This is a genomic window from Haloferax gibbonsii ATCC 33959 (assembly GCF_000336775.1).
GTDB lineage: Archaea > Halobacteriota > Halobacteria > Halobacteriales > Haloferacaceae > Haloferax > Haloferax gibbonsii.
The window spans coordinates 149,122-175,167 of the sequence record NZ_AOLJ01000019.1 but is presented as its reverse complement, the minus strand read 5'-3'; the positions used below and the strand labels follow the sequence as shown (position 1 = coordinate 175,167).

Below are 26,046 nucleotides of genomic sequence, written 5' to 3'. Positions count from 1 at the left end.
GGTCTGCCGCCTTCAGCCGCCCTCCTCGTCCGGGGGTTCGGCGAGCCGGATGGTCATCTCCAGTTCGAAGCTCTCGGCGTCGCTCGTCTCGAAGCCGACGGTCTGGTAGAGCCCGACCGCCGCGCGGTTCCAGCGCTCGACCGTGAGCCACACCTTCTCGACGCCGGACACTCGGCCGTAGCCGAGCAGCGCCTTGATGAGCCGCGTGCCGATACCGGCGCGCTGGTACGTCTGGTGGACGAAGATGGCGAGTTCGTAGGCGTCGCCGTCGGGGACGAGCGTCGCGTGACCGGCCACCTCGCCGCCGTCCCACGCGATGACGTTCAGGCAGTCCTCGTCGAGGATGTTCTCCAGCCAGTCGCGGATGCGGTCCTCGCGTCCCGGCGGGATGCCCTGCGCGCGGTCCGAGGGGTCGAACGCGTCGTACATCTCGACGAGCGCCTCCATCTCCTCGTCTGAGCCGTCGTAGGCGCGCACCTCGATGGTGCGGTCTTCCCTGTCGGTGAACGACAGCGGCGGCGCGTCGTACGGGTCGGCGACGGCGTCGGAGAACGTTCGGTCGCTCATCGTACTAGGGTGACGGTCACGTGGGAGTTCAAGAGGACGAACTCCGCGATGCTACCGATCTGTATCTTCCCCATCGGACTCGTCTCGCCGCCGCCGAGCACCAGTTGGTCGAACCCCTCGTTCTCGGCGAGGTCCACGAGGGCGCTCCCCGCGTCGCCGTCGAGCAGGCGGACGGTCGCCTCGACGCCCCGTTCGTCGAGCAGTTCCGTCACCCGCGTTTCGATGTCCTCGCGCGAGCGCTCGACCGACGGGTTGTCGACGATGGCGACCGTGAGGTCGTCGTCCACGTTGGCCGTCCGTTCGACCGTCTTTTCGAGCGCTCGGATGGAATCGTCGCTGCCACCGATTCCGAGCAGTACCTTCATGATTCCCAATCTCGCGGTCGCGATAGAAAACCCTTGCCCGGAATCGGGGGGCGACACCCCCGCCGGCGGGGGGACCGCGCGTCGCGGAACCCTTTTCGGCCGTGCCGCGGTAGCCCGCGGTATGACAGACGAGTCCGACGAGTTCGAGACCGGCGCGGGCGACGCCGAGGAGGCGACTCGCGCCGACGCGGACCCGGGTGCGGAGGCGGACGAAACGGCGGCAGACGCGGCGACGGCAACTGCGGAGACGACAGACGCGGAACCGACGGACGCGGAGGCCGCCGACGCGGCCGAGGCCGGCCCGGCCGACGCTGACGCGGCCGACCCCGAGGCCGACGCCGACGGTGCAGATTCCGACGCCGAAGACGTCGAAGACGCTGTTCCGGAGGACGTACAGAAGTACGCCCGGTTCAAGAAAGTCGACGGCGCGCAGTACGACCGCGTCAACGACTTCCTCCGCCAGCGGACCTACGTGACGGCCCGCGAGTGGGCCATCGCGCGACTCTGCGCCGACTTCCGGACCGAGACGGGCGTCGAGATGACGAAAATCGGGAACAACCTCCCCGAGCTCGTCCCCTTCATGACCGACACCTACACCCCGCAGGCGGTCAATCAGGCCCGCTCGGCGTTCCGAGACAAGGTCCGGAAGTCGGGCGCGACGTTCCTCTACGGCGCGATGTCGGGCTTCTTCACGGCCGAGGAACTCGACGAGATGATGTACGAGGTGACGGAAATCGCCAAGTTCCTGCTCGAAGTCGAGGGCGTCGACCTCTCGGTCGAAGAGGAACTCGAAGCCGAAGAGCGCATCTCCAGCGTCATGCGGGAGGTCCGCGAGGCGAGCACGGAACTGCGACAAGAAGAGCTGTCGGACGAGGAGTGAGCCCTCGCGGCCGGGGTCGGTTCAGAGCCGACTCCGCGCCGACTCGGAGTCAGGGGAAAAGCGGGTCCGGCTCCGACTGGACTAACTCGACGCGTCGGTCCGCCTCGACCGGCCGGACGTAGAGGCGCAGTTCGCCCCGTTCTCGCGCCTTCGTCGCCATCGCGTCCACTTTGTCCAGCCCGTAGTACAGCGGGACGACGACGGCCTTCGACGCCGCGGCGTCCTGGACGACCGAGACGACGAACACGGTGTCGTCCTCGCGGGCGCGGTACACGTCGTAGCGGTCGAAGGCGGCCGACTCGACCCACGTCGACAGCGACTCGAACTCGCTCCCGGGGACGAGCACGTCGAAGCCGACGCGCTCCGTCGCCTCGGGCAGGTTCGCCGGCGGCAGCACCGTCACGTCGCCCGGGTGGAGCACGAGCGTCTCCCAGCCCTCGTCTTCGTACTCGGCCGCGGTCGCCTCGGCGTCCTCCACGACCGTCTCCCAGAACGACAGCAGTCCCGTGAGTGCGTGCGGTTCGTCCGCGTTCGGGCCGCGACCTCGGGGCGGCGTCTGCTCGTCGGTCATGCGTGTCACTCCCTCGGGGTGTCGGACGGGAAAAGGATTCGCTTGCATCGGGGTCGTCCGACTCCCGGCCGACGCCCCGGCCGCGACGGAACTGCTATCTGTCTCCCCGCCGACAGTCGGCCCGATGCGATGGTCGCTCCGCGCGGTCCTCGGCTCGCTCCAACTTCCCGTCGCCGGTGTCGGGGCCGCGCTCCTCGCGTTCGTCTGGCGGACCGCCGTCACGATGCCCCCACCGCCGCCCGGAAGCGACGGCTTCGTCCACGGACTCGCGGGCTTTTTCCTCCTCGTGTTCGGACTCGTCGGCTTCGTCCTCCTCGCGGGCGGCCTGCTCATCCCGCCGGGACCGGGCTACGGCGTCGAGTTCACTCGCAACCAGCGCTGGCTGTTCGCCTACGCGCTGGTCTCGCCGGCCCTCGCCGTGGGCGGCTTCCTCGCGACCGTCGTCGCGTCGTCGGCGCTCGGCGGACTCGGCGGTCTCGCCGGGTCGGCGGTCTCGCTCGTCGTCCTGAAGGCGCCGCTCGCGGTGCTCGTCGGCGTCGGCTGGAAAGGCGCGCAGGTCGCGGCCGCGCGGTTCTGAGCGGGCCGCCCCCCGGTCGGTTCCCGTCTCCGGTCAGTCGCGAACGTTCTCGCCGGCGACTTCGCCGAACTCGTCGCCGTCCCAGACGAACTCGCCGCGGAGCATCGTCCACTCGGGGAAGACGCCGGTGTGGCCCTCGAACGGGGTCCAGTCGCACTTCGAGTGGAGGTCAGCGCCGCGAATCTCGCGGGCGGCGTCGAGGTCGTAGAGCGCGAGGTCGGCGTCGGCGCCCGCCTCGACTCGGCCTTTGCGCGGCAGGTCGAACACCTCGGCGGGGGTCGCCGCGACCACGTCGCGGACGCGCTCGGCGGTGAGGTCGCCGGCGACGACCGCGCCGAGAAGCAGGGGAACCATCGTCTCGACGCCGGGGACGCCGCTCGGGGCGTCGAGAAGCGACTGTTCTTTCTCCTCGCGGGTGTGCGGCGCGTGGTCCGTGGCGACCATGTCGATGCGGCCGTCGGCGAGGCGCTCGAACATGGACTCGCGGCGTTCCTCGGAGCGCAGCGGCGGGTTCATCCGGCCGTAGGTGCCCAACTCGGCGAGGTCGTCGCGGGACAGAAACAGGTGGTGCGGCGTCGCCTCGCAGGTCGCGCCGCCGTCGCGGGCGGCGTCGACGCCCTCGGGCGTGCTCGTGTGGGCGACGTGAATCTGCGCGCCGGTCTCGCCGCCGACGCGGACGGCGCGCTCGACGGCGGCCGCCTCGGCCTCGGCGGTGCGGTAGGCGCTCCACGCGTCGGCGTCGGCGTCGCGGCCGACCCCGCCGAGGTCGCCCTCGATGGCGGACTCGTCGAACAGGTCGGCGTCCTCGGCGTGGACCGTGACGGGCACGCCCGCCTCGCCGGCGCGCTCCGCGGCCTCGGAAAACAGGTCGGCCTCGATGCCCATGTCGCCGGTCGAGTCGGCGAGGAACACCTCGCCGAGGGCGAAAAGCGGGCGGTCGAGGAGGCTGTCGGGGTCCCAGTCGGCGGTGACGCCGCCGTTGATGCCGTAGTCGATACACGACTTCGCGGCGCGCTCGGCCTTCGCGTCGAAGCCCGCGCCGTCGGTCGTCGTCGGGTCGGTGTTCGGCTGGTCGGCGACGGTCGTCACGCCCCCCGCGGCGGCGCTCCGCGCGCCCGTCTCCCACGTCTCCTTGTGTTCGAATCCCGGTTCGCGGAAGTGGACGTGCACGTCGATAGCGCCCGGCAGAAGCAGGTTCTCCTCGGCGTCGACGGTCTCCTCGTCGGCGACGGGGTCGAGGTCGCCGACCGCCTCGACGGTCCCGTCCTCGACGCGGACATCGACCACGCGGCCGTCGGCCAGCGTCGCGTTCTCGATTCGCATACGAGGGGGTGCGACGCGCCGGGTGCTAAGTCCGGCGGTTCGGGTAGTCGCGGTTCGGGGAGCGGCCGCGGCCGGGTGCGTCGCCCCGCGGGCGGTCGTGGCTGAGGACGCTCACGCGAGGTCCGCCGCGTCCTCGACTCGCGTCTCCGCGTCGCCGACGAAGACGGCTTCGAGGGCGTCGCAGACCGCGTCTGAGCTTCCCGTGCCGCCGGCGTCGGCGACGCTGCCCACCGAACCCGGGTCGAAGGGGACCTCGATGGCCTCGTAGACGGGCGCGAGCACGTCGGCGATTTCGTCGCGGTCGGCGACGACGACCACGCCGGAGACGAGCGCGCTCTCTTTTCGGACCCGCTGGGCGATGCCGCAGAGTTTCCCGCCCGCTTGGACCGAGTGGTCGCCGGGGCAGTACGACTCCGGAGGCTCGCCCCGCCGCGCGGGCACGCCGAGAGTTCGCAGGGCGCGGACGACGGCGGTCGTTCCGGCCTCGTACCGCGCGTCGAGTCCGGCCCGGGCGTCGTCGAGCGGGAGCGCGTGTGCGAACGCGACGGTGGTTCCCGTGTAGGCCACGGCCCGGCCGCCGACGGAGCGCTCGACGGCCGGGAAGCCCCGCTCTTCGGCGGCGGCGACGGCCTCGTCGTACCGCGGGGCGCGGGTGTCGCGCCTGCCGAACGCGAGCTGTCGGTGCGGCGTCCACGCCCGGAAGGCCGGTTCGCCCGTTTCGCCCGCCTCGCGGAGCATGGCCGCGGTGACCGCCCGGTCTGCGTCTCGGTCGGGCCCGCGGCCGCGGATGACGCGCATGCCCGAAGGAAGCACCCCGACGTACCTAAGAACACCCGTCCCGTCCCGACGACCATGCTGCGACTGCCGCGGTCGATGCTCTCGCGCTTCGAGCGCTTCTCGCTCTACAACTCGCCGTACCCCGCCCACGACGGCGGCTGTGCCATCGACCTCTACGTCGCCGCCGACGACCCGGTGGCCCGCTCGCCCGTCGCGGGCGTCGTCCGCGAGACGCGGACCGTCCGCGCGCCCGACAAGCCCTACGCCCACGACGACGAGTACCTCGTGCTCGTCGACGTCGACGCCGAGGCCACCGGGCTGGACTGGCTCGGCGACGCCGTCGACGACCCCCGCGACGGACTGGTGGCGCGAATCCTCCACGTCCGACCCGACGTTGCCGCGGGCGACGAGGTCGCGGTCGGCGACTCGCTGGGACGGCTCGTCCGCTCCGGCTTCTTCGCCCCGTGGGTCGCGAACCACGTCCACCTCGGCTTCCGCCCCGCGGACGCGAATCAGCACCGCGCCCGGGGGTCGCTCCCGGTTTCGACCGACGTGACCGTCTCGCCGCTCGACTGGGACGGGACGGGAACCGTCGTCGAGACGGCCGAGACGTTCGTCGTCCTCGACGCCCCGACCCGCGCCGACGCGGGGGTCGGACCGGACGAGTTCGTGGGCCTCGGCAGCGACGAGGGCGTCGTCCTCGACGGCGGCCTCGCCCACTACGGGTTCGGTGGCACGCTCTCCCCGGTCGCGGACGGGCAATCCCTGTCGCTCCTCGGCGAGCGAGTCGGTCGGACCGCCGGCCGGGACGTTCCGTGGGCCGACTTCGACGTGCTCGTCGACGGAATTCGTGTGACTGGAATGTCATTATTCGCGTCCCGAACCGACTTCGGGACCAAGGTCGTCTGTCCCGGCCACGACCTCGCCGTCGGCGACGAGGTGTCGGTCGCGATTCGCCCCAGTGACGACCCGGTGCGCCTCGACTGATTCGACAGAAATGATTTAATACTAACACGAACGCGCCGCCCGATGACGACCGACCGAACCCCTCCATTCTGGGGGGTTAGTTTTTAAATGCCTTTACTATGAAAGGCCGAGTCTCCGCAAAAAATATCCTTCGCTCACTCGTATTTTTCTCTGTTTGTGAGACTCGATATACGAACGTGCACCGTCGTTTCAGTCTTCGACGCCGCCGTCTCCGCGCCGCGATGACTGACGACCGCGACACCGGGTACGAGGTCGAACTCGGTCACCCGCTGGCCGGCGCGTCCCCCGATGCGACGCTCGAAGACCCCGAATTCGAACTCACGTTCGTCGGCGGTATCCCGGTGTCGGGCGAGCCGGTTCCCTACTTCGTCGCCCGCGGGAGAGACCGCGAGGAGCTCGACGACTTCCTCGACGACCACGTGAACATCGAGTGTTTCGAGCCGGTCTCCGACGGCCCCGAGGGACGGCTCTACCGCTGTGAGTGGGCGACTCACGAGGGCGACATCATCTCGGCGATTCGCGAGTGCGACGGCATCGTCCGGCGGATGGTCGGCACGAGGTACGGCTGGTCGCTGTCGGTGTACTTCGCGTCGAACGAGCTGACGACCCGGTTCCACGACGCGTGTCTCTCCCGCGACATCGATATCGACGTGCGCCGGGTCGAACCGGCCCGCCTCGACGAGCGCCACCCGCCCGACAGCGACCTCTCGGAAAAGCAACTCGCGGCGCTTCGGCTCGCCTTCGAACGGGGTTACTTCGAGACGCCGAAAGAGACCGGCCTCGACGACATCGCGAGCCGATTGGGCATCACCGAACAGGCGCTCTCACAGCGACTCCGGCGAGCGCTCCGACACCTCGTCGGCTCGGCGATAGACGATATCGACGACATCGACCGCGACTCGCGGTCCGAGTGAAGAGCCGACGACGCGTCAGAACGGGACCGTGGTGGGGATGTGGCAACCGGGCGCGGATTGCCACGGTGGTGTCGAAAGTGGACCGCGACGGAGGCGACCTGCGGTCTCTCCGGCGGTGCGCCCGTGTGGGGGGTGCCACCGACGCATATCGGTACGCTGATTCTAGTAATATATCTGACCCTTGTGTGGACAATCGGTATTTAAGCGGCGTCGAAGTAATCGAGGTACTCCGAGGCGAACGCACGGACCTCGTCGTACGTCGGCGGCGACCCGTTTCGGACGAAGTGTCCCGCGACGGCGTTGCCGACGACGAGCGACTCCGCGCGGCCGAGGTCGAGGACGTGCGCGAGCGCGAGTCCGGCGTTGAAGTGGTCGCCGGAACTCGTCGTCAACACCGGGTCGTCCGTCCGGGGAACGCCGACGGTCGCGGCCCCCTCGTCGTCGATGAGGTGGGCCGCTTCGATGCCGTGGCCCGCGAAGCGACTGACGCCGAGGTGCTCGAACGCCGCCTGCGACTCGCGGCCGAAGTCGTCGCTCTCGACGCCCGCCAACCGCGCGAGATAGCGCGTCTCGTAGCGGTTCGCCGACGCGACGACGCGCACCGCGTCGTCCAGCGCGGACACCTGTTCGACGCCCGCGGCGACCACCTCGGGCTCCCGCTTTCTGAGGTCGCCGGGGTCCAAAAGCAGCGTCTCCGGCGGGTCCGACAGCGTCGGCCACAACTCCTCGCGGAGGCCGCGGGCCACGTCCGGTAGCTCGGGCATCTCCGACCAGTAACCCATCCCGACGAGCTCGGTCCCGTCGACCAGCTCGGCCAGTCGGTCGAGGCCGACCCGCGACTCGATTCCGGCCCAGTCGAGCGTCATCAGCGCGCCGATTTCGGTGAGCATCAGCTTCCCGTCGTCGAACTCGACGGCGTCGGTGTAGCCGGGCGACCCGAGCGTCTCCAGCGGGAGGTGGCCGAACTCCTCGACGAACGGCTCTTCGACCGGCTCGCCGAGACAGCCGACGACCCCGGGCTCGAACCCGATTCGGTCGAACGCGCGGGCGAGGTGACTCACGTGTCCGCCGGTTCGGACGTTCGACTGAATCCACTCGAACGAGAGCGAACTCTCGGCTTCGACCGAGTCGTTCACGCGGTCGGCGAACGCTTCGAGCGTCGGCACCCGCTCGTAGGCGTCGGCCGACTGCCGCTCGGAGACGAACTCCCGAACGCGGTCGATGTAGCCGTCGAACCCGAACAGCACCCGCCCGCCGTCGACGGTCTCCGGGAGCGCGTCCCGACACGACTCTACCGCGCGGACCGTCGTCTCGTCTGGGGTTTCCATGGCGCTCCGTTCGGACGACCGCCAATTAGTGTTGCCGCCGGCGGCGACACTCTCGCGGCGTCAGCGGTCGCTTTCGGAGGCCGTCAACGGTCGCTCTCCGTCGTGATTTCGAACCGCGCGCCGCCGGCGTCGCTCTCGACGAACCAGACGCTCCAGCCGTGGGCGTTCACGACGCTCATGACGACGCTGAGTCCGAAGCCGGTCCCCTCCGAACTCGTGGTGTAGCCCGCCTCGAAGATGCGGGGGCGGTCGTCCGGCGGAATCCCCGGGCCGTCGTCTTCGACGTAGAACCCGTCGCGGTCGGCGAGGGGGCCGACGCCGACGGTCACGTCGTCGCCGCCGTGGCGGATGGCGTTCGAAAAGAGGTTTTCGAGGAGCTGTCTGAGCCGCCCGCGGTGGGCGTCGACCGCGACGTCGCCCTCCACGGTGAGCGTCGCTTCCGGCGCGTCGCTCGCGGCGGTCGTCCACGCTTCCTCGGCGACGGCCCCGAGCGACAGCCGCTCGGCCTCCTCGACCGTCTGGCCGTTTCGCGCGAGCGCCAGCACGTCCTCGACGATGCCCGCCATCCGCTCGTGGGCGTCGGAGACGCGGTCCAACTCGTCGCCGTCGTACCGCTCGCGGGCGAGTTCGAGGTAGCCCATCGCCGCGTTCAGCGGGTTCTTGAGGTCGTGGGAGACGACCGACGCGAACGATTCGAGCTGCTCGTTCTGGCTGGCGAGTTCGCGCTCGCGCCGACGCAGCAGCTGTTCGCGCTCGACCCGGTCCAAGACCGCGCGGGTGTTGGCGGCCAGCACCTTCGCCAGCGCGATGCGCTGGTCGGCCAGCGACCCCTCGTCGAGGGAGGCGACGAAGAACACGCCGTGGTCCGGAATCGGGACGATGAGTTCCTCTGTGACCCCGGCGTCGACGATGAACCGCTTCGGGTTCGACTCCACGTCCCGGTAGAGGTTGTGCTCGCCGCGCTCGAACACCTCCCACGTCAGGCCGGTCCCCCGCGGAATCGGCGGCACGTCGCCGAACACCTCCCACGCCTCGTCGGTGAACGCCGCGGGGACGAGCGCGTCACGCGACTCGTCGTACAGGAGGACGCCGCTAATCCCGTAGTCGAGGACCTCGGTGGCGGCCTCGCGGACGATTTCGGCGACCTCCTCGCGGCTCGTCGCGCCCGTCAGCCGCCGGGTCGAGGCGTGGAGCGCGTTGAGCCGCTGTTCGTACCGCTTTCGCGCCGTGACGTCCGTCGAGATACCCACCGCGCCTTCGACGGCGCCGTCGTCGCCGAGGATGGGCGAGACGGTGAACTCGACCACGTAGTTCACCGACGGAAGCGACAGCTCGATTTCGAACCGCTCGCGGTCGCTCTCGCCGTCGAGGATGGCGTCGAGGGCCGCCCGGGCGCGCTCGTACTGGTCGGCGGCCAGATACCCGGCGTCGCGGAGCGCAGAGATGTGCCGGCCGACGAACGCCGACATGGGGATGGTCGTCCGCGACAGCGCCGCCTCGTTGATGAACTGGACGACGCCTTCGTCGTCGACCACGTACGCGCCCTGCCCGATGCTCTCGACGATGGTTTCGTACCGTTTGAGCCGCTGTTCGTAGCTCCGCTGCTCGGTCACGTTCCGCGAGGTGACGACGAACCCGCCGACCGAGGTGTCCGCCTGGTTGCTTCCGATGGATTCGAGCCACGTCCACGACCCCTCGGTGTTGCGGTGGCGGTACCGGACGGCCTCGGTCCCGTCGGCCCCCGTCCGGAGGGCGCGTTCGAAGACGGCCTCCACGCGCTCCCAGTCGTCGGGGTGAATCAGGTCGGAGACGCGTCTGCCGACCAGTTCGCCGGGCTCGAACCCGAGCACGTCGGTGATCGAGGGGCTCTGGTACTTGATTCGCCCGTCGGTCCCGACGAGGGTCACGAGGTCGCGCGCCAGCTCCACGAGGCCGCGGAACTGCGCCTCCGTGGCGCGCTGTTCGGTCACGTCGCGCATCGAGACGAGCACGCCGTACGAGCCGTGGTACTCGATGTCCTTGACGTTCGCCGCGCACTCGCGGACGTCGCCGTCGGCGTCGACGAGGCGGACCTCGTAGCTCACGGGCGCGTCGCCGCCCCGCCGCCGCGTCTCGGAGATGCGCCTGACTTTCTCCCGGTCGTCGGGGTGGATGACGTCCAAGAGCGCGGTCTCGGCGAGTTCGTCGTCGCTCCGGCCGGTGAGTTCGGTCAGCCGGCGGTTCCAAAACCGGAAGTCGCCGTCCTGCGCGATGAAGATGGCGTCGTGGCTCTGCTCGACGACCGTCCGGTACAGCGAGTCCGAGTCCCGCTCGCTCGACGCCCACCGGGAGAACTCGATGGCGCGCTCGATTCGCGCGGCGACCGCGGCAACCGCCTTCTCCGTCTTCGGGTAGTCGATGACGATGGCTCCGTTCCCGTGGGCGGACTTGGCGGAGCCTTGGGGTCCGTCACGGGCGAGAAAAAAGACCGGTATCACGCCGATTCGGTTCCGGACGCGCGAGACGAGTTCGGTGTCGATGTCGCCGCAGAAGACGACGCCGTCGACGGCGTCGAGGCCCTCGACCACCGCGTCGAGGTCCGCGCACGTCTCGGTCGTGAAACCGCGTCGCTCGACGGCCTCGACGAGACCGTCGGGGCACTCGTCGACGAAGACGACGCGGGAATCGCTCATACGCCTATCAGTCCGGGAAACTGTATATATCTCACGTGATACCGACCTGACGAGTGTCCGACGAGACCGTCCCCGACCGTCGGTTACATGCCATTTGACACACTCGTTCGTGACATGACCGACGACTTTCCCGCCGAGGCCGCGGCAATCGTCCAGCGGCACATCGAGGACGAACACGGCTACCTGTCGTGGCTCAACACCCGCGTCGACGCCATCGAGCGCGGTCGCATCGTGATGACCATCCCGTACGACGAGAAGCTCACCAACACCGTGTCGCCGCCGACTATCCACGGCGGCATCGCGGCGACGCTCATCGACACCGCGGGCGGCATCGCCCTGCGGACGATGCTCGACGACCCGCTCGCCGGCGGCGTCGCCACCATCAACCTCAACGTGAACTACCTGCGGCGGGCGTCGGGCGACCTGACCGCGGTCGCCGAGGTCGTCCGCGCCGGCGGGTCGGTCGGCGTGAGCACCATCACCGTCGTCAGCACCGACCCCGAGGAGGACTCGGACGTGGCCGCCCGGCAGTCGCCGTCGAGCGACTGGAACGACGCCGTCGCCACCGGACAGGGCGCGTACCGGCTCTTTCGGGAGTGAGGAGCGGCTCAGGTCGCGGCTGCAGTCGTGCCCGGCGAGGCCGTCGGCCTACTCGAACGCCACGTCCGCGAGCGTCGCCGTCTCGCCGAACAGCCAGTCGGCGTGGTCGACGGCGTACTCCTTGTGTTCCTTCTCGATGTAGCCGAGCGCGTCGGTGACGAGAATCGGCCGGTAGTCCCGCAGGCCGGCGCTCCCGGCGGTGTGGAGGACGCAGACGTTCGCCAGCGTGCCGCAGATGAGCAGGTCGTCCACGCCGTGGCTGTCGAGCCACCCCTCCAGTTGCGTCCGGTAGAACGCGTCGTAGGTGTGCTTCTCGACGACGAGGTCCTCGTCGCGGACGTCGAGGTCGCCGTGGAGGTCGGCGTCCCACGTCCCCTCGACGACGTGTTCGCCCCAGCGCTCGAACTCGTCGTAGTAGTGATTGCCGTCGAACTGCTCCGGCGGGTGCACGTCGCGGGTGTAGACGACGCGCGCGCCGGCGTCGCGGGCGGCGTCGACGAGGTCCGTGACGGGTTCGATTGCTGATTCGCTCCCCGGCGCGAACAGGCTCCCGTCGGGGTGACAAAAGCCGTTCTGCATGTCGACGACGACCACCGCGGTTCGGTTCGGGTCGAGTGCCATACGCGTCGGTTGCGCCGGGACGACCAAAACAGTACGCGCCGGCCCGTTTCGACGCCCGAACCCGACAAGGTACTTCACTCCGGAGTCCAAGGGTACGATATGCGAACGACCGGTCTCCGCGCCGTTTTCGCCGCCCTACTCTTGGTTCTCGCCGGCTGTGCCGCCCCCACGGCCGCGCCCGGCGGCGACGCGCCGCCCGCGACGCCCGACCCGGACAGAGACGGATTCGCCGACCCCGACCGGGACGTGCTCGGCTGGGAGGACGGCTACTGGTACGACGAGGCCATCGACGTCGACCAGTCCGACGGCCTCAACGAGTCCGAGATGGAGGCGTACGTCGCCCGCGGGATGGCCCGCGTCGAGCACATCCGACAGTTGGAGTTCGACGAACGCGTCCCCGTGGACGTCATCTCCCGCGCCGACTACCGCAGCGGCAACGCCGGCGGCTCCGGCTCGGCCGACTCCGAGTTCAACCGCTGGAACGACCAGGTGTGGGAGGCGCTGTTTATCACTGGCGAGTCGACCGGGAGCGCGAGCGCCATCTCCGAGACGACCGGGAGCTCGGTCCTCGGCTTCTACTCGCCGTCCGACGACGAAATCAAAATCGTCACCGACTCGACCGACGAGCCCACCATCGACAACGCCACGCTCGTCCACGAACTGGTCCACGCCCTGCAGGACCAGCACTTCGACCTGACCGACGCCCGCTTCCGCGGCGAGACGCAGGACGGCGACCTCGCCATCGACGGCATCGTCGAGGGCGACGCCAAGTACGTCGAACGGCAGTACGTCGAGCAGTGCGACGCCGGCGCGTGGGACTGCGTCGTCACGCCCGCCGCGGGCGGCTCCGGCGGCGGGTCGGGCGGCGGCGGTCCGAACCTCGGCATCCTGCTCACCATCTACCAGCCGTACTCCGACGGTCCGGTCTACGTCCACGACCTGTACGAACGGGGCGGCTGGGAGGCCGTCAACGACGCCCTGCGCAACCCGCCGGCGTCCACCGAACAGACCATCCACGTGACCGACGAGTCGCCCCGTCCCATCTCCTTCGCCGACGAGGGGACGAACGGCTGGACCACCTTCCCCGAACAGGGCGTCGAGGGCTCCGACACGGTCGGCGAGGCGTCGATGTTCTCGATGTTCTGGTATCAGGCCCGCACGTCCGGCGCGCAGACCGTCCGCGTCCAGTCCATCCTCGACACGAACTCGCGGTACGACACGTACAACTACGACGCCGCGCCGTCGAACGGGTGGGCGAACGACCGCCTGTTCCCCTACCGCAACGAGGCCGGCGCTGAGACCGAGTACGGCTACGTCTGGGTGACCGAGTGGGACACCGACGGCGACGCACAGGAGTTCCACGACGCCTACCTGAACATCCTCAGCGCCAACGACGCCACCCAGCGGGACGACGGCATCTACGTCATCGAGGACGGCTCGTTCAACGACGCCTTCCGGGTCGTCCGGACCGGCGACCGCGTCGTCATCGTCAACGGGCCGGCACCCGCCGACGTGGACGAGATTCGGCCGGGACTCGCGTCGTAACCCCCGCGCCGAGACGCTTTTTCGTCTCCCGCCCCTGCATCCGCTATGAATCGCCGCCGCCTCGCCGCCGTTCTCTCCGCCCTTCTCCTCGTCGTCGCGGGCTGTGCCGCCCCCGTCTCCGACCCGAACGCCGCGGGAGACGCGTCCAACGACGCGGACGGGACCGCGGACCCGGCCGAGGACTGGGCGTGGCCCGACGACCCGCCGACCGACCGGCTGGGTTGGGAGGCCGGCTACTGGTACAACGAGTCCATCGCGGTCAACCAGTCCGACGGCCTGAACGCGACGGAGCGCGAGGCGTTCGTCGCCCGGACGATGGCCCGCGTCGAGGTCGTGCGCGAACTGGAGTTCGAGGAGTCCGTGCCGGTCGAGGTCATCTCGCGCGCCGAGTACCGAAACCAGTCCGAGGAGCCCGCAGACCCGGTCCACAGCGACTGGAACGACCAGGTGTGGGAGGCGCTCCTGCTGGTCGGCGAGGACCGGACCATCGACGAGGTGTTCGACGAGCTGTACGGCGGCGCGGTGCTCGGCTACTACTCGCCCTCGGAGGACCGCATCGTCCTCGTGAGCGACGACGACCGACCGACCATCGACCGGCGGACGCTCGCTCACGAACTCCACCACGCCCTGCAGGACCAGCACTTCGGGCTGGACGGCTCGCCGCCGACGCAGGACGCCCAACTCGCCGAGAACGGACTGGTCGAAGGCGACGCCCGCTACGTCGACCGACTGTACGAGGAGCGCTGTGAGACCGACTGGGAGTGCGTCCCCCGGCCGCCGGCCAGCGGCTCGGGAAGCGGGTCGTACGACTACCCGGTCTTCTTGACCATCTACGCGCCCTACAGCGAGGGTCCGACGTTCGTCGCCGACCTGCGCGAGCGCGGCGGCTGGGCGGCCGTCGACGACGCCTACGCCGACCGCCCCGCCTCGACCGAGCAGGTGCTCCACCCGAAGCGATACCCCGACGAGCGCCCCGTCGAGGTGACGGTCGAAGACCGCTCGTCGGCCGCGTGGACGCGCTACGACACCGACCCCGTCGCCGACACGGTCGGCGAGGCGTCCATCTTCGCGACGTTCTGGAAGCACCGCGCCATCGACCGGGGGCGACTCCAACAGGACACCGGCGCGTACTCGCCGTACAACTACACGGCCGGTCCCTCCGAGGGCTGGGCCGGCGACGCGGTGGTTCCCTACCGCCCGGCGTCGGACGAGACCTACGAGGCGAACCCGCACGAGCGCGGCTACGTCTGGAAGACGGTCTGGGATTCCGAGGCGGACGCCGAGCAGTTCGAGCGGGCCTACGTGACCTACACGCTGAAGCTCCGCCTCGGCGGGTCGTACGCGGGCGAGAACACCTACCTCGTCGACGACGGCCCCTTCGCGGACGCCTACCGGGTGACGAGAGACGGCGACACCGTCACCGTCGTCAACGCGCCGACGGTGGAGCGGTTAGACGAGGTTCACCGTCAGAGGTAGGAGAAAGCACTTGTGTCATAACTGACATTAGGTTGTATGCCCCGTCGGCTCGGTCTGTTCGCTATCGTCTCCCTCTCGCTCGTCCTGTTCGTCGTCGTCTTCCTCTTCGCCACCGGAACGCTCGTTCCGTGGTCGAACAGTTGCGGTCAGTCTCTGGGAGTCGACCCAGCCGACGACGTTCCTGCGGACGCTGACGTCGTTCCGTACGACTCGCTTTCGCCAGAGGAGCAAGCGCTGTTCGACGACGCGCTTTCCGAGTCTCCCGCGGGCTTTGACGACCGTCGGTGGAGTGTCGGCAATGGATACGTGAAAAAAGACGACACCACCTACCGCACGAGCATCCTCGTTTGCTGATCGGCCCGTCCATCGCGGTGAAGAAAATTCCTCTTCGACGCACGTGACCGATTATACACCTTTTTCATCGGCCGGGTGGAATCCGCGCCAATGAGTGACTTCGATATCGTCGGTCCCGAGGCCATCCGCGAGGGCGTCGCGACCGACGCCTACTTCGAGCGGACCGAGGCGACCCTCCGACACGCGGGCAAGAACCCCCGCGTCGTCGCCGAGGTGACGGCCGACCAGTTCCCCGACGGCGACTTCGAGCTGTTCGCCGGCGTGAAAGACGCCGCCGAACTGCTCTCCGACCGCGATATCGACGTCGACGCCATGCCCGAGGGCCTGCTGTTCGACGGCGGTCCGGTGATGCGAATCGAGGGCGACTACCTCGAGTTCGCTCGGCTCGAAACCTCGCTGCTCGGTTTCCTCTCGCACGCCTCGGGCTGTGCGACGGCCGCCCTCGAAGCCCGCACGGCGGCCCCCGACTCGACGGTTCTCTCGTTCGGCGCGCGCCACGTCCACCCCTCCATCGCCGCGATGGTCGAGCGGAGCGCCCTCGTCGCCGGCCTCGACGGCTTCTCGCACGTCGCCGCCGGCGAGATTCTCGGGAAGGAGGCGTCGGGGACGATGCCCCACGCGCTCCTCATCGCCTTCGGTCGCGGCAACCAGGCGGAGGCGTTCCGCGCCTTCGACGAGGCCGTCGACGAGGACGTGCCGCGGGTCGCTCTCTGCGACACCTACGGCGACGAGACCGAGGAGGTGCTGCAGGCGGTCGAGACGCTCGGCGACGACCTCGACAGCGTCCGCCTCGACACCACGTCCTCGCGGCGGGGGGACTTCCGACACATCGTCCGGGAGGTCCGCTGGGAACTCGACGCCCGCGGCCACGAGGACGTGGGCATCTTCGTGAGCGGCGGCCTCGGCCCGGCGGAACTCCGGCACCTCCGCGACGTGGTCGAGGGGTTCGGCGTCGGCGGCTACATCTCGAACGCCAACCCGGTGGACTTCGCGCTCGACATCGTCGAAGTCGACGGCGAACCCGCGGCCAAGCGGGGCAAGCTCTCCGGCGTGAAGGAGGTCTACCGCACGGCCGACGGCGGCCACCACGTCGGCCTCCGCGGACGCCCCGGCCCGACCGACGGCGAGGCGCTCCTCGAACCGCTCATCCGCGACGGCGAGGTCGTCTCGGAGTTCGAGTTCGACATCGACGCGGCCGCGACGCGGGCCAGAGAGGACGCCGAGTTGGTCGGCTTCGGCGACGAGTAAGACGCGTTCTCGTTTTGCGGCGACGCTCGAAGCCGTCGCTCGCCAGTTCGGTTCTCCCCCCAAGGAGTCGAGTCGTCGCCGCGACGACTTACAGCGCTTCGACGCTCCCGCCGTCGTCGCGCTCGCGGAAGACCTGCCCTTCGAACAGGGTGATCATGGTGTCGTCGTCCTGCCACGCCAGCGGCGACAGGCCGGCCTTGCGACAGGCGTTCGTGAGGAACTCCTCTTTCGACCAGCCGAGCTCGATGGGCAGGGTCGGGTACATCCAGCCGTGGGTGCCGCCGGCGTCGATGGCGACCCCGTGCGTGCCGAGTTCGATGTCGGCGACTGGGTCGTTAGTCAGCGTGTAATTGTTGACGATACAAACAGAGATGTTCAGATTCGGGAGTTCGGGTGCTTCGATTTCGGTTTGGCACGAGTCGCCCGACGCGGCCTTGATGGCCGCGTCGACGATGGCGTGACCGAGCTGGTCTTTCCCCCGATACGCGCCCGCACAGCCCCGCAGTCGACCGCGCCCACGTGTCGACTTGATGCGGACGAACGCCCCGGTTCGGGCGTAAAATGCGTCGCGCATGCTGCCCGGTTGCTCTCTCTGTCCGTGAAGAACGTACGATTCGACCGATTCCCGCGCTAGTTCGACCGCCCGCGCCCCATCCTCGTAGGTGAGGTGTACGGTCTGCGCCTCGGACATATTATCATTCAAGTCCTGTGGTGACTTCAACGCTTCCCTCGAATGTTATCGGGTTGTTATGTAGAATCGGTGCCACATAACGGGCGACTAAACCCGCGTATGACCCCGTTAATCGAACCGCTTATCCGACCGACCGGACTAGGGTAGGTCGGCAGAGAGAGCCCAGTTCCCGTGCCCGAGACGGGCATGAGGAAAGTCCCCCCACCGTCCGAACGGGTGACCGGGCGCAAGCCCGGAGTCGGAGACGGCTGGCGCTGGAACAGAAACGAGACCGCTCGACTTGACCGATGATGCGCGCGCGACGGCTCCGCCGTCGCCGGCGCGGACGGGAGACCCGTCCGCGTGCGAACCGACCCGTAAGGGAAGGGAGTTAACCCGCAGAGGGAGTGAGATGGCGTCGCCATCTCTGACGGTCGAGAACGGATGGAACGGCGAATCCTCACCGGTGCAAGTCCGCGCCGCGAAGGTAGTTCGGACGGCGCGTCGGGTTCGCCCGTCGCGCCCTCGGGGCTCGCCCCGAGAAGGACGCGGACGCTGAGCCGAATGCTGGGACGAACAGAAGGGGGCTTACTCCTCTCAGCCGCTTTCGAACGCCCGAGCGGCCGCGCCGTCGGTCGGGTCGCGGCGTCGGGAAACGCTCTTGACCGTTCGCCACCGCAGTCTCGGTATGCGCGGTTCGACCCTCCTCGTCGCGGCGCTCGTCGTCCTCGCCGGCTGTGCCGCGCCGGTGTCGCCGGGAGACGACGCGACGACTTCGACGACCGCTCCGACCGCGGCGACCACCGAAACGCCGTCGACCGCAGTCTCGACTACGGCTCCGTCAGCGACCGCGACTGCAACGCCCACCGCGTCGCCGACGCCCGAGCCGACAGCCGAGCCGACAGAGACGTTCACGCCCGCCTCCGGCTACGGTCCGTGGGGCTCCGAGCCGGTCGTCGTCGCCGTCGAGGCCGCCGCCAACGACCGCGACTACGCCGCGCTCGTGAGCGAGGCGACGACGTTCTGGGAGGCGAACGACGCGCGGTACCTCGGCTACGAGGTCGACTACGAGGTCGACGCCGACGCCCGCGACCCGGACATGGTGGTCCGCTTTTCCGACACCATCCCCGAGTGTAGCGGACAGGCCGACGCGGTCGGCTGCGCGCCGCACATCACCGACGCCCGGCAGATTGACCGCCCCGAGACCGTCTACATCCGAACCGGGTTCAGCGACGACTCGACGGTCGAAATCATCGAACACGAACTGGGCCACACGCTCGGTCTCGCCCACGGCGACGAGCCCGCGGCCCTGATGAACGCCACGGGCATCCTCTACACGCTCCCGCGGACGAACGCGACCGAGAAGGCGTTCCCGTGGGACGACCCGAACTTCACGGTCTACGTCGACGACGCGAACGCCTCGGACCCCGACGCGGCCCGCGAGCAGGTCCGTCACGCCCTCGATTACTTCGCCGACGGCGCGCCGGGGATGCCCGACAACCTCACCTACACCTACGTGGACGACCCGGCGGACGCCGAGGTTCGCATCTCCTTTGCTGACTCCTCGCCGTGCGCCCCGGGCGCGGTCTCCTGTGCCGCCGTCAGCGGCTACGACCCGGACGGCGACGGCGCGTTAGAGACGTACGGTAGCTATCGGGTCATCCTCGTCGACCTCGACACCGAAGCCGTCGGCTGGCACGTCGGCTACTGGACCGCACACTACCTCGGCGCGGAGGCCGACGACGAAAAGCCAGAGCCGTTCCGGAACGCGACGTACAACGAGCGCCGGAGCGAGTGGTGGACGTAGCGCCGTCGCCCGCGCCGGCGCGCTTCGCGCCGAAAACGACGGTTCTCGCCCGGTCGAATCGGCCGAGTCCTTCTTTGGGACGGCCCCCGTAGGAGCAGTCGTGATTCCCACCGATAGGCACGGTGACGCCCACGCCGCCTTCGACGAGGAGTCGTTCCGCGACGCGCTCGCCGAGTTCGGCGGCACCGATGCGGAGCGTCGGGTCGTCGCGCGTCAAGCCCGCGACCTCGCCGACTCGGGGCAGGCCGAAGCCGACCGCGGCGCGGCGCTCACGGGCGACGAAATCGTGCGGAACATGCGCGACGCGCCGGAGGGCGGCCCCGCGACGCGCTGGAACTGGTGGCTCGGGGCGCTCGAAGCCGCCTACGGCGGCTACCGCGAGTTCCAAGTCCGCCGCATCCCGAAAGCCTGACCCGAGTTTTAGCCGCGCCGTGGCCGCGTTTGCCACCGTCTCTCCCCGTGTCGAGCGACGTGTCGCGCCCTCCATCGTCCGCCGTCTCTCCGCCGTATCTGTCGCCTTTGAGCGGTCGGAATACGCCGAACGCCCCCGTATTTCCGACCGTTCAAAACCAAAGCAGATTACACGCTTGTTACAGAAAGGGTGTGTAACGCGTACGACCAACCCTACCGGTGATGCCTACTCTACAATGACAGACAACTACGACGTGATTATCGCAGGCGCGGGCCCTGCAGGTGGACAGGCGGCACGAGACCTCGCCGCCCGAGGCTACGACGTGTGCGTCCTCGAAACCGAGTCCGAAGACGAGTTCCCCTCCAGAAGCAACAAGTCGACCGCCGGGACGTTCCCGTCGGCGATGGCCTCGTTCAACATCCCCGACGAGGTCGTGATGAACTTCACCGACGATGTCGTCTTGGAGTCCCCGAACCACCATTACTACCGGCACCAGCCCGGTGCGGTCCTCGAGTTCGCGGACTTCAAGAACTGGCTCGTCGACGAGGCGGAAGCCGACGGCGCGGAGTACCGCTTCGACGCGCGCGTCTCCAAGCCGATCATGGAGGGCGGCGAAATCGTCGGCGTCCGGTACAACGGCGACAAAGAAGTGTACGCCGACATCGTCATCGACGCGACCGGACCGAGCGCGCCGCTCGCCAAGGCCCTCGACGTGTGCGATCTCAACCGACAGAAGCAGGCTATCGGCATCGAGTTCGAGTTCGAGGGCATGGACCTCGCGCCCGAGGGCTACGGCGACCTCACCGACGCGATGATGCTTCGGCTCGACCACGACATCGCGCCCGGCGGCTACTCGTGGATATTCCACACCGGCGGCGACACCGCGAAGGTCGGCGTCTGCTACATCCAAAACGAGGGACACCGCCACAACGCCAAGTCGGGCTACACCATCGACGACTACCTCCAGTACTGGCTCGACACCGACCCGCGCTTCGCGAACGCGGAGCGCATCGCGGGCAAACAGCACCGCGGCTCCGCGCACATCCAGCTTCCGGGCCGCATGAGCACGGACAACTTCATGGCCATCGGCGACACGGTGCCGACCGTCGACCCGCTGTGGGGCGAGGGCATCGACAAGTGCATGCGCTCGGGCCGGGTCGCGGCGGCGACCGCCGACCGCGCGCTCACGAACTCCGAGCGCGACACCTCCGCGTCCGAACTCGCCATCTACGACCAACTGTGGCACGAGCGCGTCGCGCCGAAGGTCAAAAACCGTCTGTTCATGACGGAGATGCTCTACCGCGCCTCCAACGAGCGCTACGACAAACTGCTCGAAGACCTCCATCGCCTCCCCAACGAGCAGTTGGACGCCGCCAACGGCGGCAGTCCCCTCGCCATGTTCCGCATGCTCAAGTTCGAAGACCTCTCCATCCTCGCGTCGACCGCGAGGGAGTGGTTCTCGAACTGAGCGCCGGGAAGCGCGCGCGTTTCTTTCGGTCCCCGCGCTTCGCTGTGTATCTCTCGCGGTTCCCGTCTCGCCTCTCTTTGTCTCCCCAAACTCACTCGCCGCCGCCGTCACCGAGCGTCGCCAGCGCGTCGGCCAGCGCCGCCCGCGCCGACGCGACGTGTTCGTCCGCCGCCTCGTCTTCGGTTTCGCCGACGTTCGACAGCAGGTGTTCGACGTGGCCGAGTCGCCTCCGAACCACCTCGTCGTCCGGGAGCGGGCCGACCGCGAGGTCGCCCGCGACGGCCTCCGCCTCGCCGAGCCACCGGCTCGCCTCCTCGCGGACGGGCCGGGTCGCCGTCGCGGCGAGTCGGTCGTGGAGCGTCGTCACCAGTCGGTCGAGGTCGTCGCGGTCGGCCTCGGTGTCTGGTTCGAGGTCGTCGCCACCGCGGTCGGATTCGGGGTCGGAGCCGGTCACACCTCGGGAGACGACGGCCGGCGTGAAAAGCGTCGAGTGCGGCGGGACCGACGAGCAAAAGCCCCTCCGGTCGGTACTGCCGGCAATGAAACTCCAGTTCCTCGGCGGGGCCGAGGAGGTCGGGCGCAGCGCGATTCTCGTCAACGACTCGCTGCTGCTCGATTACGGGATGCTGACCGGGAACCCCCCGCAGTTCCCCGTCGGCTCCGTCGACCCCGACGCCGTCGTCGTCTCGCACGGCCACCTCGACCACGTCGGGACGGTCCCCTCGCTCCTCTCTGGCGACGACTGGCCGGCGGTCCATTGGACGCCGCCGACCGACGAACTCGCCCGGACGCTCGCGCGCGACACGCTCAAACTCCACGGCGGGAGCTACAACTGCCCGTTCACCGAGACGCACGTCCGGCGGATGACCCAGCAGTCGGAACACCACGACTACGGCGAGCCGTTCGAGGCCGCCGGCCACGAGGTCACGTTCTACAACGCGGGGCACATCCCCGGCAGCGCCCACGTCCTCGTCGACGACGGGGAGACGCGTCTGCTCTACAGCGCCGACTTCCACACCGACGACCAGCGGTTGGTCTCGGGCACGACCGACCGCCCGGACGCCGACGTGGTCATCTGCGAGTCCACCTACTCCGACGTGGAACACGACGACCGCGCGACCGTCGAAGAGCGCTTCGTGGAGTCGGTGCGGACGACCGTCTGGGAGGGCGGCACCGTCGTCGTCCCCGCGTTCGCCATCGGCCGGACCCAGGAGATTCTCATGGTGCTCGACGCCCACGACATCGACTGCTACGTCGACGGCATGGGGACGCGCGTGCTGCGGATGCTCCGGAACCACCCCGACTACGTCCGCGACGCCGCGGCGCTCAAGCGAGCGAAGTCGAACGCGCGAATCGTCTCGGGTCGAGACGGTCAGCGAAAGCGCATCGCCCGGCAGAACTCGGTCATCGTGACGACGAGCGGGATGCTCTCGGGCGGGCCGGCGATGACGTACATCCCCGAGATTCGGCGAGACCCGACGAACAAAATCTGTCTCACCGGCTATCAGGTCGAGGGGACGCCGGGCAGAGAACTGGTCGAGCGCGGCCGGTGCGAACTCAACGGCGGGGTCGTCCCCGTGGCCGCCCGCGCCGAGATGTACGACTTCTCCGCCCACGCCGACCGGCACGGGCTCCTGTCGTTTCTCGACGACTACCGCGGCGCGCCGGTGTTCGTGAACCACGGCGACCGCTGTGCGACGTTCGCCGAGGAACTCCGGGCCGACGGCTACGAGGCCGCGGCTCCAGAAATCGGAGCGACGGTCGAGGTCTGAGGCGCGCGGCGACCAGCGCGGAGCGACCCGACGTCTCCGTCTCCGGCGCTCAGTCGCGCTCGTCGTCCGTCTCCGGGACCGCTATCGACCGGCTCGCGGCGACGCACGCGGAAACGCGAAGTCGCGTTCGCCGCGACCGAAAGCGACCGAGGAACGAACCGAACGACCCATCGGATGAATCCGAACTCATGGTTTTAGGTTGGCCTAAATAATTATAGTCGTTGCGGTCGGCGTGCGCACTCTCTCCGACGGAGGCGGCCGCGCGCCGACTCCCCGGGACCGCTTCTCGCCGACCGCCTTTCGCCGACCGCCTTTCGCCGACCGCTATCCGGCCGAACCCCTTCGTTTCGCCTGCAACGCGGCGACTGTCCCGAGTTTCGACGCGTCAGTCGCGTTCGAGTCGCTCGCGGCGGCGGTCGAACTCCTCGTCGTCGATGTCACCGCGGGCGTAGGCCCGGCGGAGTTCGTCGAGCGCGTCGTCGCTCCCGCCGCGCAGGGCGCGGAACAGGAGGACGCCGCCGCCGACGACGGCCGCGAGGACGAGCAGTTGGCCGAACAGTCCCATCCCCCACATCCACCACGGGACGGTCCCGCCGGTTCCGCCGTGCATCCACGTGTCGTGCATCCAGCCGCCGCCCCACCCCATCGGCATGCCGCCGCCGAGGCCGGCCATCCCGAAGAGGACGGGGAGCGCGAACAGCGCGGCCAGCGCGAGCAGGACGATGCCCGCGAGTCGCGTCGAGTCGTTTGTCGTCGTCATGGTGTTCACCGAGGCGGTGGTGTCCGCCCCACAGGTGTCAGTACGCGCTCCACGTTTAGGTCGATTGTCGCTTCGACGCTTCGGGTCCGATGGGGGATGAAGGTTCGATTTCGTCGGTTTCTCCTCGCCCGAACTTTGGAATCTTCGACGCGGGCGAGTCCGACGGTCGGTCGGACCGCGGCTCGTGATTCCGAACCGACAGCTGTCGGTTCATACTTGAACCTCGCTCTCTTCTCGCCGGTATGCCTGGTCGGTTGACTGTCCTCGTCGTCAGCGAGGACGCCGCCGTTCGCGAGCGTCTCGCGACCGAGCTCCCCGATTCGATCGGCGACGCGACGACCGACGTCCGCGTCTCGGCCGTCGACGACCTCGACGCGGTCCACGCGGAACTCGAACGCGCTCGTATCGACTGTCTCGTCGTCTCCACTGGGATCACGGACTCGGAGGGTCAGCCGCTCGTCTCGAAGCTGCGGGTCGACGGCGTTCCGCTCGTCTCGTTCGAGCGGCCCGCCCCCGACGAACACGACCTCGACAACCTCGGCCGCGTCGTCTACGACGCCGCCCGGAACACCGTCGGCTCGCTCGACCACCGCGCGCTCTTCGAGGCCGTCAACGTCGGTCTCGCGGTTCGAAACCTCGAAACGCTCGAACTCGTCGACATCAATCAGCACTACCTGGACATCCTCGGCGTCGGCCGCGCGGCGGTCATCGACACGAGTCCGACGCACGTGACCGCGGACCTCCCCGGCTACGACGACGAACGCGCCCTCGACGAGGTCGAGACCGCCCGCGAGGAGGGCGGGTCCGTCTTCACGTGGCCCATCGAGAACGCGTCGGGCGACACCGTCTGGATTCGCGTCAGCCTCACCGTCGCCGAGATATCGGGGCGGGACCGACTCATCTCGACGGTCGAGGACGTGACCGAAGAGCGCCGGCGCGAACGCGACCTCGAGGCGTTCAAGGGCGCGGTCGACGCCGTCGACGCCGGCGTCACCATCACCGAGAACGACCGGCACACGTACGTCAACGAGACCGCGGCCGACATCTGCGGCTACTCGGACCCCGAGTCGATGCTCGGGACGGGCTGGAATCACCTCCACGACGAGTCGGAGCTCGAACGGCTCAGAGAGACGATTCCGCCCGCGCTCGAAGCCGACGGCAAGTGGCAGGGCGAGGTGGCGATTCGCCGGCCCGACGACGAGCTCGTCCCGGTTCGGTTCTCCATCACGTCCCTCGAAGGCGACCGCAACGTCATCGTCTTCCAGAGCCTCTCCGAGCAGAAGGCGCGCGAGGACGAACTCGAACGGAGCCGTGACTTCCTCGAACGCACCCAGCGCATCTCGAAGGTCGGCGGCTGGGAGCTCGACCTCACGACCGACACGCTGGCGTGGACCGACCAGACCAAGCGCATCCACGAGGTGCCGCTCGACTACGAGCCGAACGTCGACGACGCCATCGAGTTCTACGCCGCCGAGGAGCGAGACCGGGTCCGCGAGCTGTTGGACCGCTGTCGGTCCGAGGGCATCCCGTGGGAAGACGAGTACCGACTGGTGACCGCGGAGGGGTCTGAGCTGTGGGTCCGCACCCGCGGCGAGCCCGTCATCCGCGACGGGCGCGTGGCGGCGCTCAGAGGGACGATTCAGGACGTGACCGCCCGCCGCACCCGCGAGCGCGAACTCGAACGGACGAACGCCGAACTGGAGGCGCTCAACCGAATCGTCCGCCACGACATCCGAAACGACATGGCCGTCGTCGTCGGCTGGGCGGAGCTACTCCGAGAACACGTCGACGGAGAGGGCGCGGACATCCTCTCGCGCATCCTCTCGACGGGTCGCCACACCATCGAGATAACCGAGGTCGCCCGCGACCTGATGGAGACGATGAGCGGCGGCGGCGTCGAGACGCGCCCGATGTCGCTCGTGAACGCCGTCGAGCGCGAACTCGCGGTCCGCCGCGAGGCGTTCCCGCACGCGACGTTCGAGGTCGACGGCGAGATACCCGACGTGGCGGTGCGCGCGAACCCGCTCATCGCGTCGGTGCTCGGTAACCTCTTCAACAACGCCGTCCAGCACAACGACGGCAGCACCGTCGTCACCGTCTCGGCGACCGTGGACGACGACGCCGACATGGCGGTCATCCGCATCGCCGACGACGGTTCGGGTATCCCCGACGCGCGGAAGTCGGTCGTCTTCGGGAAGGGCGAAAAGGGACTGGAGAGTACCGGCACCGGCCTCGGACTCTACCTCGTCCACCAACTGGTCGACTCGTTCGGCGGCGAGATTCACTTCGAGGACAACGAGCCGACCGGCACGGTCGTCGTCGTCTCGCTCCCGCTCGCGTCGGCGGACTGAG

Annotated in this window: 26 protein-coding genes and 1 other RNA gene; 15 read left to right on the top strand and 12 right to left on the bottom strand. The window is 69.0% G+C overall.

Features of this window, described 5'->3' with window-relative positions:
- Positions 1 to 12: 12 nt before the first annotated feature.
- Complete coding sequence (locus tag C454_RS13445) at positions 13 to 567, bottom strand: GNAT family N-acetyltransferase (RefSeq protein ID WP_004976469.1); 555 nt, start codon at positions 565 to 567, stop codon at positions 13 to 15.
- Positions 564 to 932 carry a universal stress protein gene (locus C454_RS13440; RefSeq protein WP_004976468.1) on the bottom strand — a complete coding sequence of 123 codons (369 nt, stop codon included), beginning with the start codon at positions 930 to 932 and terminating at the stop codon, positions 564 to 566. The genes C454_RS13445 and C454_RS13440 overlap by 4 nt, the downstream gene beginning before the upstream one ends.
- Positions 933 to 1,053: 121 nt before the next feature.
- On the opposite strand from C454_RS13440, the gene C454_RS13435 reads away from it, so the two are divergent.
- A complete protein-coding gene (locus C454_RS13435) occupies positions 1,054 to 1,812 on the top strand; it encodes a DUF5806 family protein (RefSeq protein WP_004976467.1) in 759 nt (252 codons plus the stop codon).
- Between the two features lie 49 nt (positions 1,813 to 1,861).
- Here the strand turns inward: C454_RS13435 and C454_RS13430 are convergent, their stop codons facing one another.
- Positions 1,862 to 2,383 carry a DUF7529 family protein gene (locus tag C454_RS13430; RefSeq protein ID WP_004976466.1) on the bottom strand — a complete coding sequence of 174 codons (522 nt, stop codon included), beginning with the start codon at positions 2,381 to 2,383 and terminating at the stop codon, positions 1,862 to 1,864.
- Between the two features lie 124 nt (positions 2,384 to 2,507).
- On the opposite strand from C454_RS13430, the gene C454_RS13425 reads away from it, so the two are divergent.
- Positions 2,508 to 2,960: a hypothetical protein gene (locus C454_RS13425; RefSeq protein WP_004976465.1), complete on the top strand. Its 453-nt coding sequence runs from the start codon at positions 2,508 to 2,510 to the stop codon at positions 2,958 to 2,960.
- Between the two features lie 33 nt (positions 2,961 to 2,993).
- Here the strand turns inward: C454_RS13425 and C454_RS13420 are convergent, their stop codons facing one another.
- Both C454_RS13420 and C454_RS13415 read right to left on the bottom strand, forming a co-directional pair.
- Positions 2,994 to 4,283: a dihydroorotase gene (locus C454_RS13420; RefSeq protein WP_004976464.1), complete on the bottom strand. Its 1,290-nt coding sequence runs from the start codon at positions 4,281 to 4,283 to the stop codon at positions 2,994 to 2,996.
- Between the two features lie 111 nt (positions 4,284 to 4,394).
- Complete coding sequence (locus tag C454_RS13415; protein ID WP_004976463.1) at positions 4,395 to 5,081, bottom strand: lipoate--protein ligase family protein; 687 nt, start codon at positions 5,079 to 5,081, stop codon at positions 4,395 to 4,397.
- Between the two features lie 54 nt (positions 5,082 to 5,135).
- Between C454_RS13415 and C454_RS13410 the strand changes: the two genes are divergently transcribed.
- The gene (locus C454_RS13410) at positions 5,136 to 6,047 is read left to right on the top strand and encodes a hypothetical protein (protein ID WP_004976462.1); all 912 of its coding nucleotides are present in this window, start codon (positions 5,136 to 5,138) and stop codon (positions 6,045 to 6,047) included.
- Positions 6,048 to 6,268: 221 nt separating this feature from the next.
- Positions 6,269 to 6,961, top strand: a complete 693-nt coding sequence (locus C454_RS13405) for a helix-turn-helix domain-containing protein (protein WP_004976461.1) — start codon at positions 6,269 to 6,271, stop codon at positions 6,959 to 6,961.
- 200 nt (positions 6,962 to 7,161) lie between these two features.
- On the opposite strand, the gene C454_RS13400 is transcribed toward C454_RS13405, so the two are convergent.
- Both C454_RS13400 and C454_RS13395 read right to left on the bottom strand, forming a co-directional pair.
- Positions 7,162 to 8,289, bottom strand: coding sequence for a carbohydrate kinase family protein (locus C454_RS13400; RefSeq protein ID WP_004976460.1), 1,128 nt, complete (start codon positions 8,287 to 8,289; stop codon positions 7,162 to 7,164).
- Positions 8,290 to 8,372: 83 nt separating this feature from the next.
- Positions 8,373 to 10,961: a PAS domain S-box protein gene (locus C454_RS13395; protein WP_004976459.1), complete on the bottom strand. Its 2,589-nt coding sequence runs from the start codon at positions 10,959 to 10,961 to the stop codon at positions 8,373 to 8,375.
- Positions 10,962 to 11,075: 114 nt separating this feature from the next.
- On the opposite strand from C454_RS13395, the gene C454_RS13390 reads away from it, so the two are divergent.
- Positions 11,076 to 11,561: a PaaI family thioesterase gene (locus tag C454_RS13390; RefSeq protein ID WP_004976458.1), complete on the top strand. Its 486-nt coding sequence runs from the start codon at positions 11,076 to 11,078 to the stop codon at positions 11,559 to 11,561.
- Between the two features lie 48 nt (positions 11,562 to 11,609).
- On the opposite strand, the gene C454_RS13385 is transcribed toward C454_RS13390, so the two are convergent.
- Entirely contained in the window at positions 11,610 to 12,182 is a 573-nt protein-coding gene (locus tag C454_RS13385; RefSeq protein WP_004976457.1) for a cysteine hydrolase family protein, read from the bottom strand.
- 99 nt (positions 12,183 to 12,281) lie between these two features.
- Here C454_RS13385 and C454_RS13380 point away from each other — a divergent pair, with 99 nt between their 5' ends.
- The 4 genes from C454_RS13380 (at position 12,282) to C454_RS13365 (ending at position 16,805) form a co-directional block, all read left to right on the top strand.
- Complete coding sequence (locus C454_RS13380) at positions 12,282 to 13,727, top strand: Hvo_1808 family surface protein (protein ID WP_004976456.1); 1,446 nt, start codon at positions 12,282 to 12,284, stop codon at positions 13,725 to 13,727.
- A gap of 45 nt (positions 13,728 to 13,772) precedes the next feature.
- Positions 13,773 to 15,203, top strand: a complete 1,431-nt coding sequence (locus tag C454_RS13375; protein WP_004976455.1) for an Hvo_1808 family surface protein — start codon at positions 13,773 to 13,775, stop codon at positions 15,201 to 15,203.
- 36 nt (positions 15,204 to 15,239) lie between these two features.
- Positions 15,240 to 15,557 (top strand): hypothetical protein, encoded by a 318-nt coding sequence (locus tag C454_RS13370; RefSeq protein WP_004976454.1) that lies wholly within the window; start codon positions 15,240 to 15,242, stop codon positions 15,555 to 15,557.
- A 90-nt stretch (positions 15,558 to 15,647) separates the two neighbouring features.
- Positions 15,648 to 16,805, top strand: coding sequence for a nicotinate phosphoribosyltransferase (locus C454_RS13365; RefSeq protein ID WP_004976453.1), 1,158 nt, complete (start codon positions 15,648 to 15,650; stop codon positions 16,803 to 16,805).
- A gap of 88 nt (positions 16,806 to 16,893) precedes the next feature.
- Here the strand turns inward: C454_RS13365 and C454_RS13360 are convergent, their stop codons facing one another.
- Positions 16,894 to 17,496 (bottom strand): TIGR00296 family protein, encoded by a 603-nt coding sequence (locus tag C454_RS13360; RefSeq protein ID WP_004976452.1) that lies wholly within the window; start codon positions 17,494 to 17,496, stop codon positions 16,894 to 16,896.
- 150 nt (positions 17,497 to 17,646) lie between these two features.
- Between C454_RS13360 and rnpB the strand changes: the two genes are divergently transcribed.
- From rnpB to C454_RS13345, 4 genes are all read left to right on the top strand, one after another.
- Positions 17,647 to 18,078: RNase P RNA component (gene rnpB, locus C454_RS13730), an RNA gene on the top strand.
- An 85-nt stretch (positions 18,079 to 18,163) separates the two neighbouring features.
- Entirely contained in the window at positions 18,164 to 19,282 is a 1,119-nt protein-coding gene (locus C454_RS13355; protein ID WP_004976451.1) for a zinc metalloprotease, read from the top strand.
- A gap of 100 nt (positions 19,283 to 19,382) precedes the next feature.
- Positions 19,383 to 19,694, top strand: coding sequence for a hypothetical protein (locus tag C454_RS13350; protein ID WP_004976450.1), 312 nt, complete (start codon positions 19,383 to 19,385; stop codon positions 19,692 to 19,694).
- Between the two features lie 235 nt (positions 19,695 to 19,929).
- Positions 19,930 to 21,162 carry a digeranylgeranylglycerophospholipid reductase gene (locus C454_RS13345; protein WP_004976449.1) on the top strand — a complete coding sequence of 411 codons (1,233 nt, stop codon included), beginning with the start codon at positions 19,930 to 19,932 and terminating at the stop codon, positions 21,160 to 21,162.
- Positions 21,163 to 21,253: 91 nt separating this feature from the next.
- On the opposite strand, the gene C454_RS13340 is transcribed toward C454_RS13345, so the two are convergent.
- Complete coding sequence (locus tag C454_RS13340; protein ID WP_004976448.1) at positions 21,254 to 21,616, bottom strand: hypothetical protein; 363 nt, start codon at positions 21,614 to 21,616, stop codon at positions 21,254 to 21,256.
- Positions 21,617 to 21,701: 85 nt separating this feature from the next.
- On the opposite strand from C454_RS13340, the gene C454_RS13335 reads away from it, so the two are divergent.
- Positions 21,702 to 22,934, top strand: coding sequence for an MBL fold metallo-hydrolase (locus C454_RS13335; RefSeq protein WP_004976447.1), 1,233 nt, complete (start codon positions 21,702 to 21,704; stop codon positions 22,932 to 22,934).
- Positions 22,935 to 22,983: 49 nt separating this feature from the next.
- Here the strand turns inward: C454_RS13335 and C454_RS20800 are convergent, their stop codons facing one another.
- Positions 22,984 to 23,124: a hypothetical protein gene (locus tag C454_RS20800; RefSeq protein ID WP_004976446.1), complete on the bottom strand. Its 141-nt coding sequence runs from the start codon at positions 23,122 to 23,124 to the stop codon at positions 22,984 to 22,986.
- A gap of 195 nt (positions 23,125 to 23,319) precedes the next feature.
- Positions 23,320 to 23,694 (bottom strand): SHOCT domain-containing protein, encoded by a 375-nt coding sequence (locus C454_RS13330; protein ID WP_004976445.1) that lies wholly within the window; start codon positions 23,692 to 23,694, stop codon positions 23,320 to 23,322.
- Between the two features lie 242 nt (positions 23,695 to 23,936).
- Between C454_RS13330 and C454_RS13325 the strand changes: the two genes are divergently transcribed.
- Positions 23,937 to 26,045 carry a PAS domain-containing sensor histidine kinase gene (locus tag C454_RS13325; protein WP_049905173.1) on the top strand — a complete coding sequence of 703 codons (2,109 nt, stop codon included), beginning with the start codon at positions 23,937 to 23,939 and terminating at the stop codon, positions 26,043 to 26,045.
- Position 26,046: the final 1 nt, after the last annotated feature.

Coding starts and splice junctions, on each gene's coding strand:
- C454_RS13445 (WP_004976469.1), bottom strand. CDS start 567: ATGAGCGACCGAACGTTCTCCGACGCCGTCGCCGACCCGTACGACGCG.
- C454_RS13440 (WP_004976468.1), bottom strand. CDS start 932: ATGAAGGTACTGCTCGGAATCGGTGGCAGCGACGATTCCATCCGAGCG.
- C454_RS13435 (WP_004976467.1), top strand. CDS start 1,054: ATGACAGACGAGTCCGACGAGTTCGAGACCGGCGCGGGCGACGCCGAG.
- C454_RS13430 (WP_004976466.1), bottom strand. CDS start 2,383: ATGACCGACGAGCAGACGCCGCCCCGAGGTCGCGGCCCGAACGCGGAC.
- C454_RS13425 (WP_004976465.1), top strand. CDS start 2,508: ATGCGATGGTCGCTCCGCGCGGTCCTCGGCTCGCTCCAACTTCCCGTC.
- C454_RS13420 (WP_004976464.1), bottom strand. CDS start 4,283: ATGCGAATCGAGAACGCGACGCTGGCCGACGGCCGCGTGGTCGATGTC.
- C454_RS13415 (WP_004976463.1), bottom strand. CDS start 5,081: ATGCGCGTCATCCGCGGCCGCGGGCCCGACCGAGACGCAGACCGGGCG.
- C454_RS13410 (WP_004976462.1), top strand. CDS start 5,136: ATGCTGCGACTGCCGCGGTCGATGCTCTCGCGCTTCGAGCGCTTCTCG.
- C454_RS13405 (WP_004976461.1), top strand. CDS start 6,269: ATGACTGACGACCGCGACACCGGGTACGAGGTCGAACTCGGTCACCCG.
- C454_RS13400 (WP_004976460.1), bottom strand. CDS start 8,289: ATGGAAACCCCAGACGAGACGACGGTCCGCGCGGTAGAGTCGTGTCGG.
- C454_RS13395 (WP_004976459.1), bottom strand. CDS start 10,961: ATGAGCGATTCCCGCGTCGTCTTCGTCGACGAGTGCCCCGACGGTCTC.
- C454_RS13390 (WP_004976458.1), top strand. CDS start 11,076: ATGACCGACGACTTTCCCGCCGAGGCCGCGGCAATCGTCCAGCGGCAC.
- C454_RS13385 (WP_004976457.1), bottom strand. CDS start 12,182: ATGGCACTCGACCCGAACCGAACCGCGGTGGTCGTCGTCGACATGCAG.
- C454_RS13380 (WP_004976456.1), top strand. CDS start 12,282: ATGCGAACGACCGGTCTCCGCGCCGTTTTCGCCGCCCTACTCTTGGTT.
- C454_RS13375 (WP_004976455.1), top strand. CDS start 13,773: ATGAATCGCCGCCGCCTCGCCGCCGTTCTCTCCGCCCTTCTCCTCGTC.
- C454_RS13370 (WP_004976454.1), top strand. CDS start 15,240: ATGCCCCGTCGGCTCGGTCTGTTCGCTATCGTCTCCCTCTCGCTCGTC.
- C454_RS13365 (WP_004976453.1), top strand. CDS start 15,648: ATGAGTGACTTCGATATCGTCGGTCCCGAGGCCATCCGCGAGGGCGTC.
- C454_RS13360 (WP_004976452.1), bottom strand. CDS start 17,496: ATGTCCGAGGCGCAGACCGTACACCTCACCTACGAGGATGGGGCGCGG.
- C454_RS13355 (WP_004976451.1), top strand. CDS start 18,164: ATGCGCGGTTCGACCCTCCTCGTCGCGGCGCTCGTCGTCCTCGCCGGC.
- C454_RS13345 (WP_004976449.1), top strand. CDS start 19,930: ATGACAGACAACTACGACGTGATTATCGCAGGCGCGGGCCCTGCAGGT.
- C454_RS13335 (WP_004976447.1), top strand. CDS start 21,702: ATGAAACTCCAGTTCCTCGGCGGGGCCGAGGAGGTCGGGCGCAGCGCG.
- C454_RS20800 (WP_004976446.1), bottom strand. CDS start 23,124: ATGAGTTCGGATTCATCCGATGGGTCGTTCGGTTCGTTCCTCGGTCGC.
- C454_RS13330 (WP_004976445.1), bottom strand. CDS start 23,694: ATGACGACGACAAACGACTCGACGCGACTCGCGGGCATCGTCCTGCTC.
- C454_RS13325 (WP_049905173.1), top strand. CDS start 23,937: ATGCCTGGTCGGTTGACTGTCCTCGTCGTCAGCGAGGACGCCGCCGTT.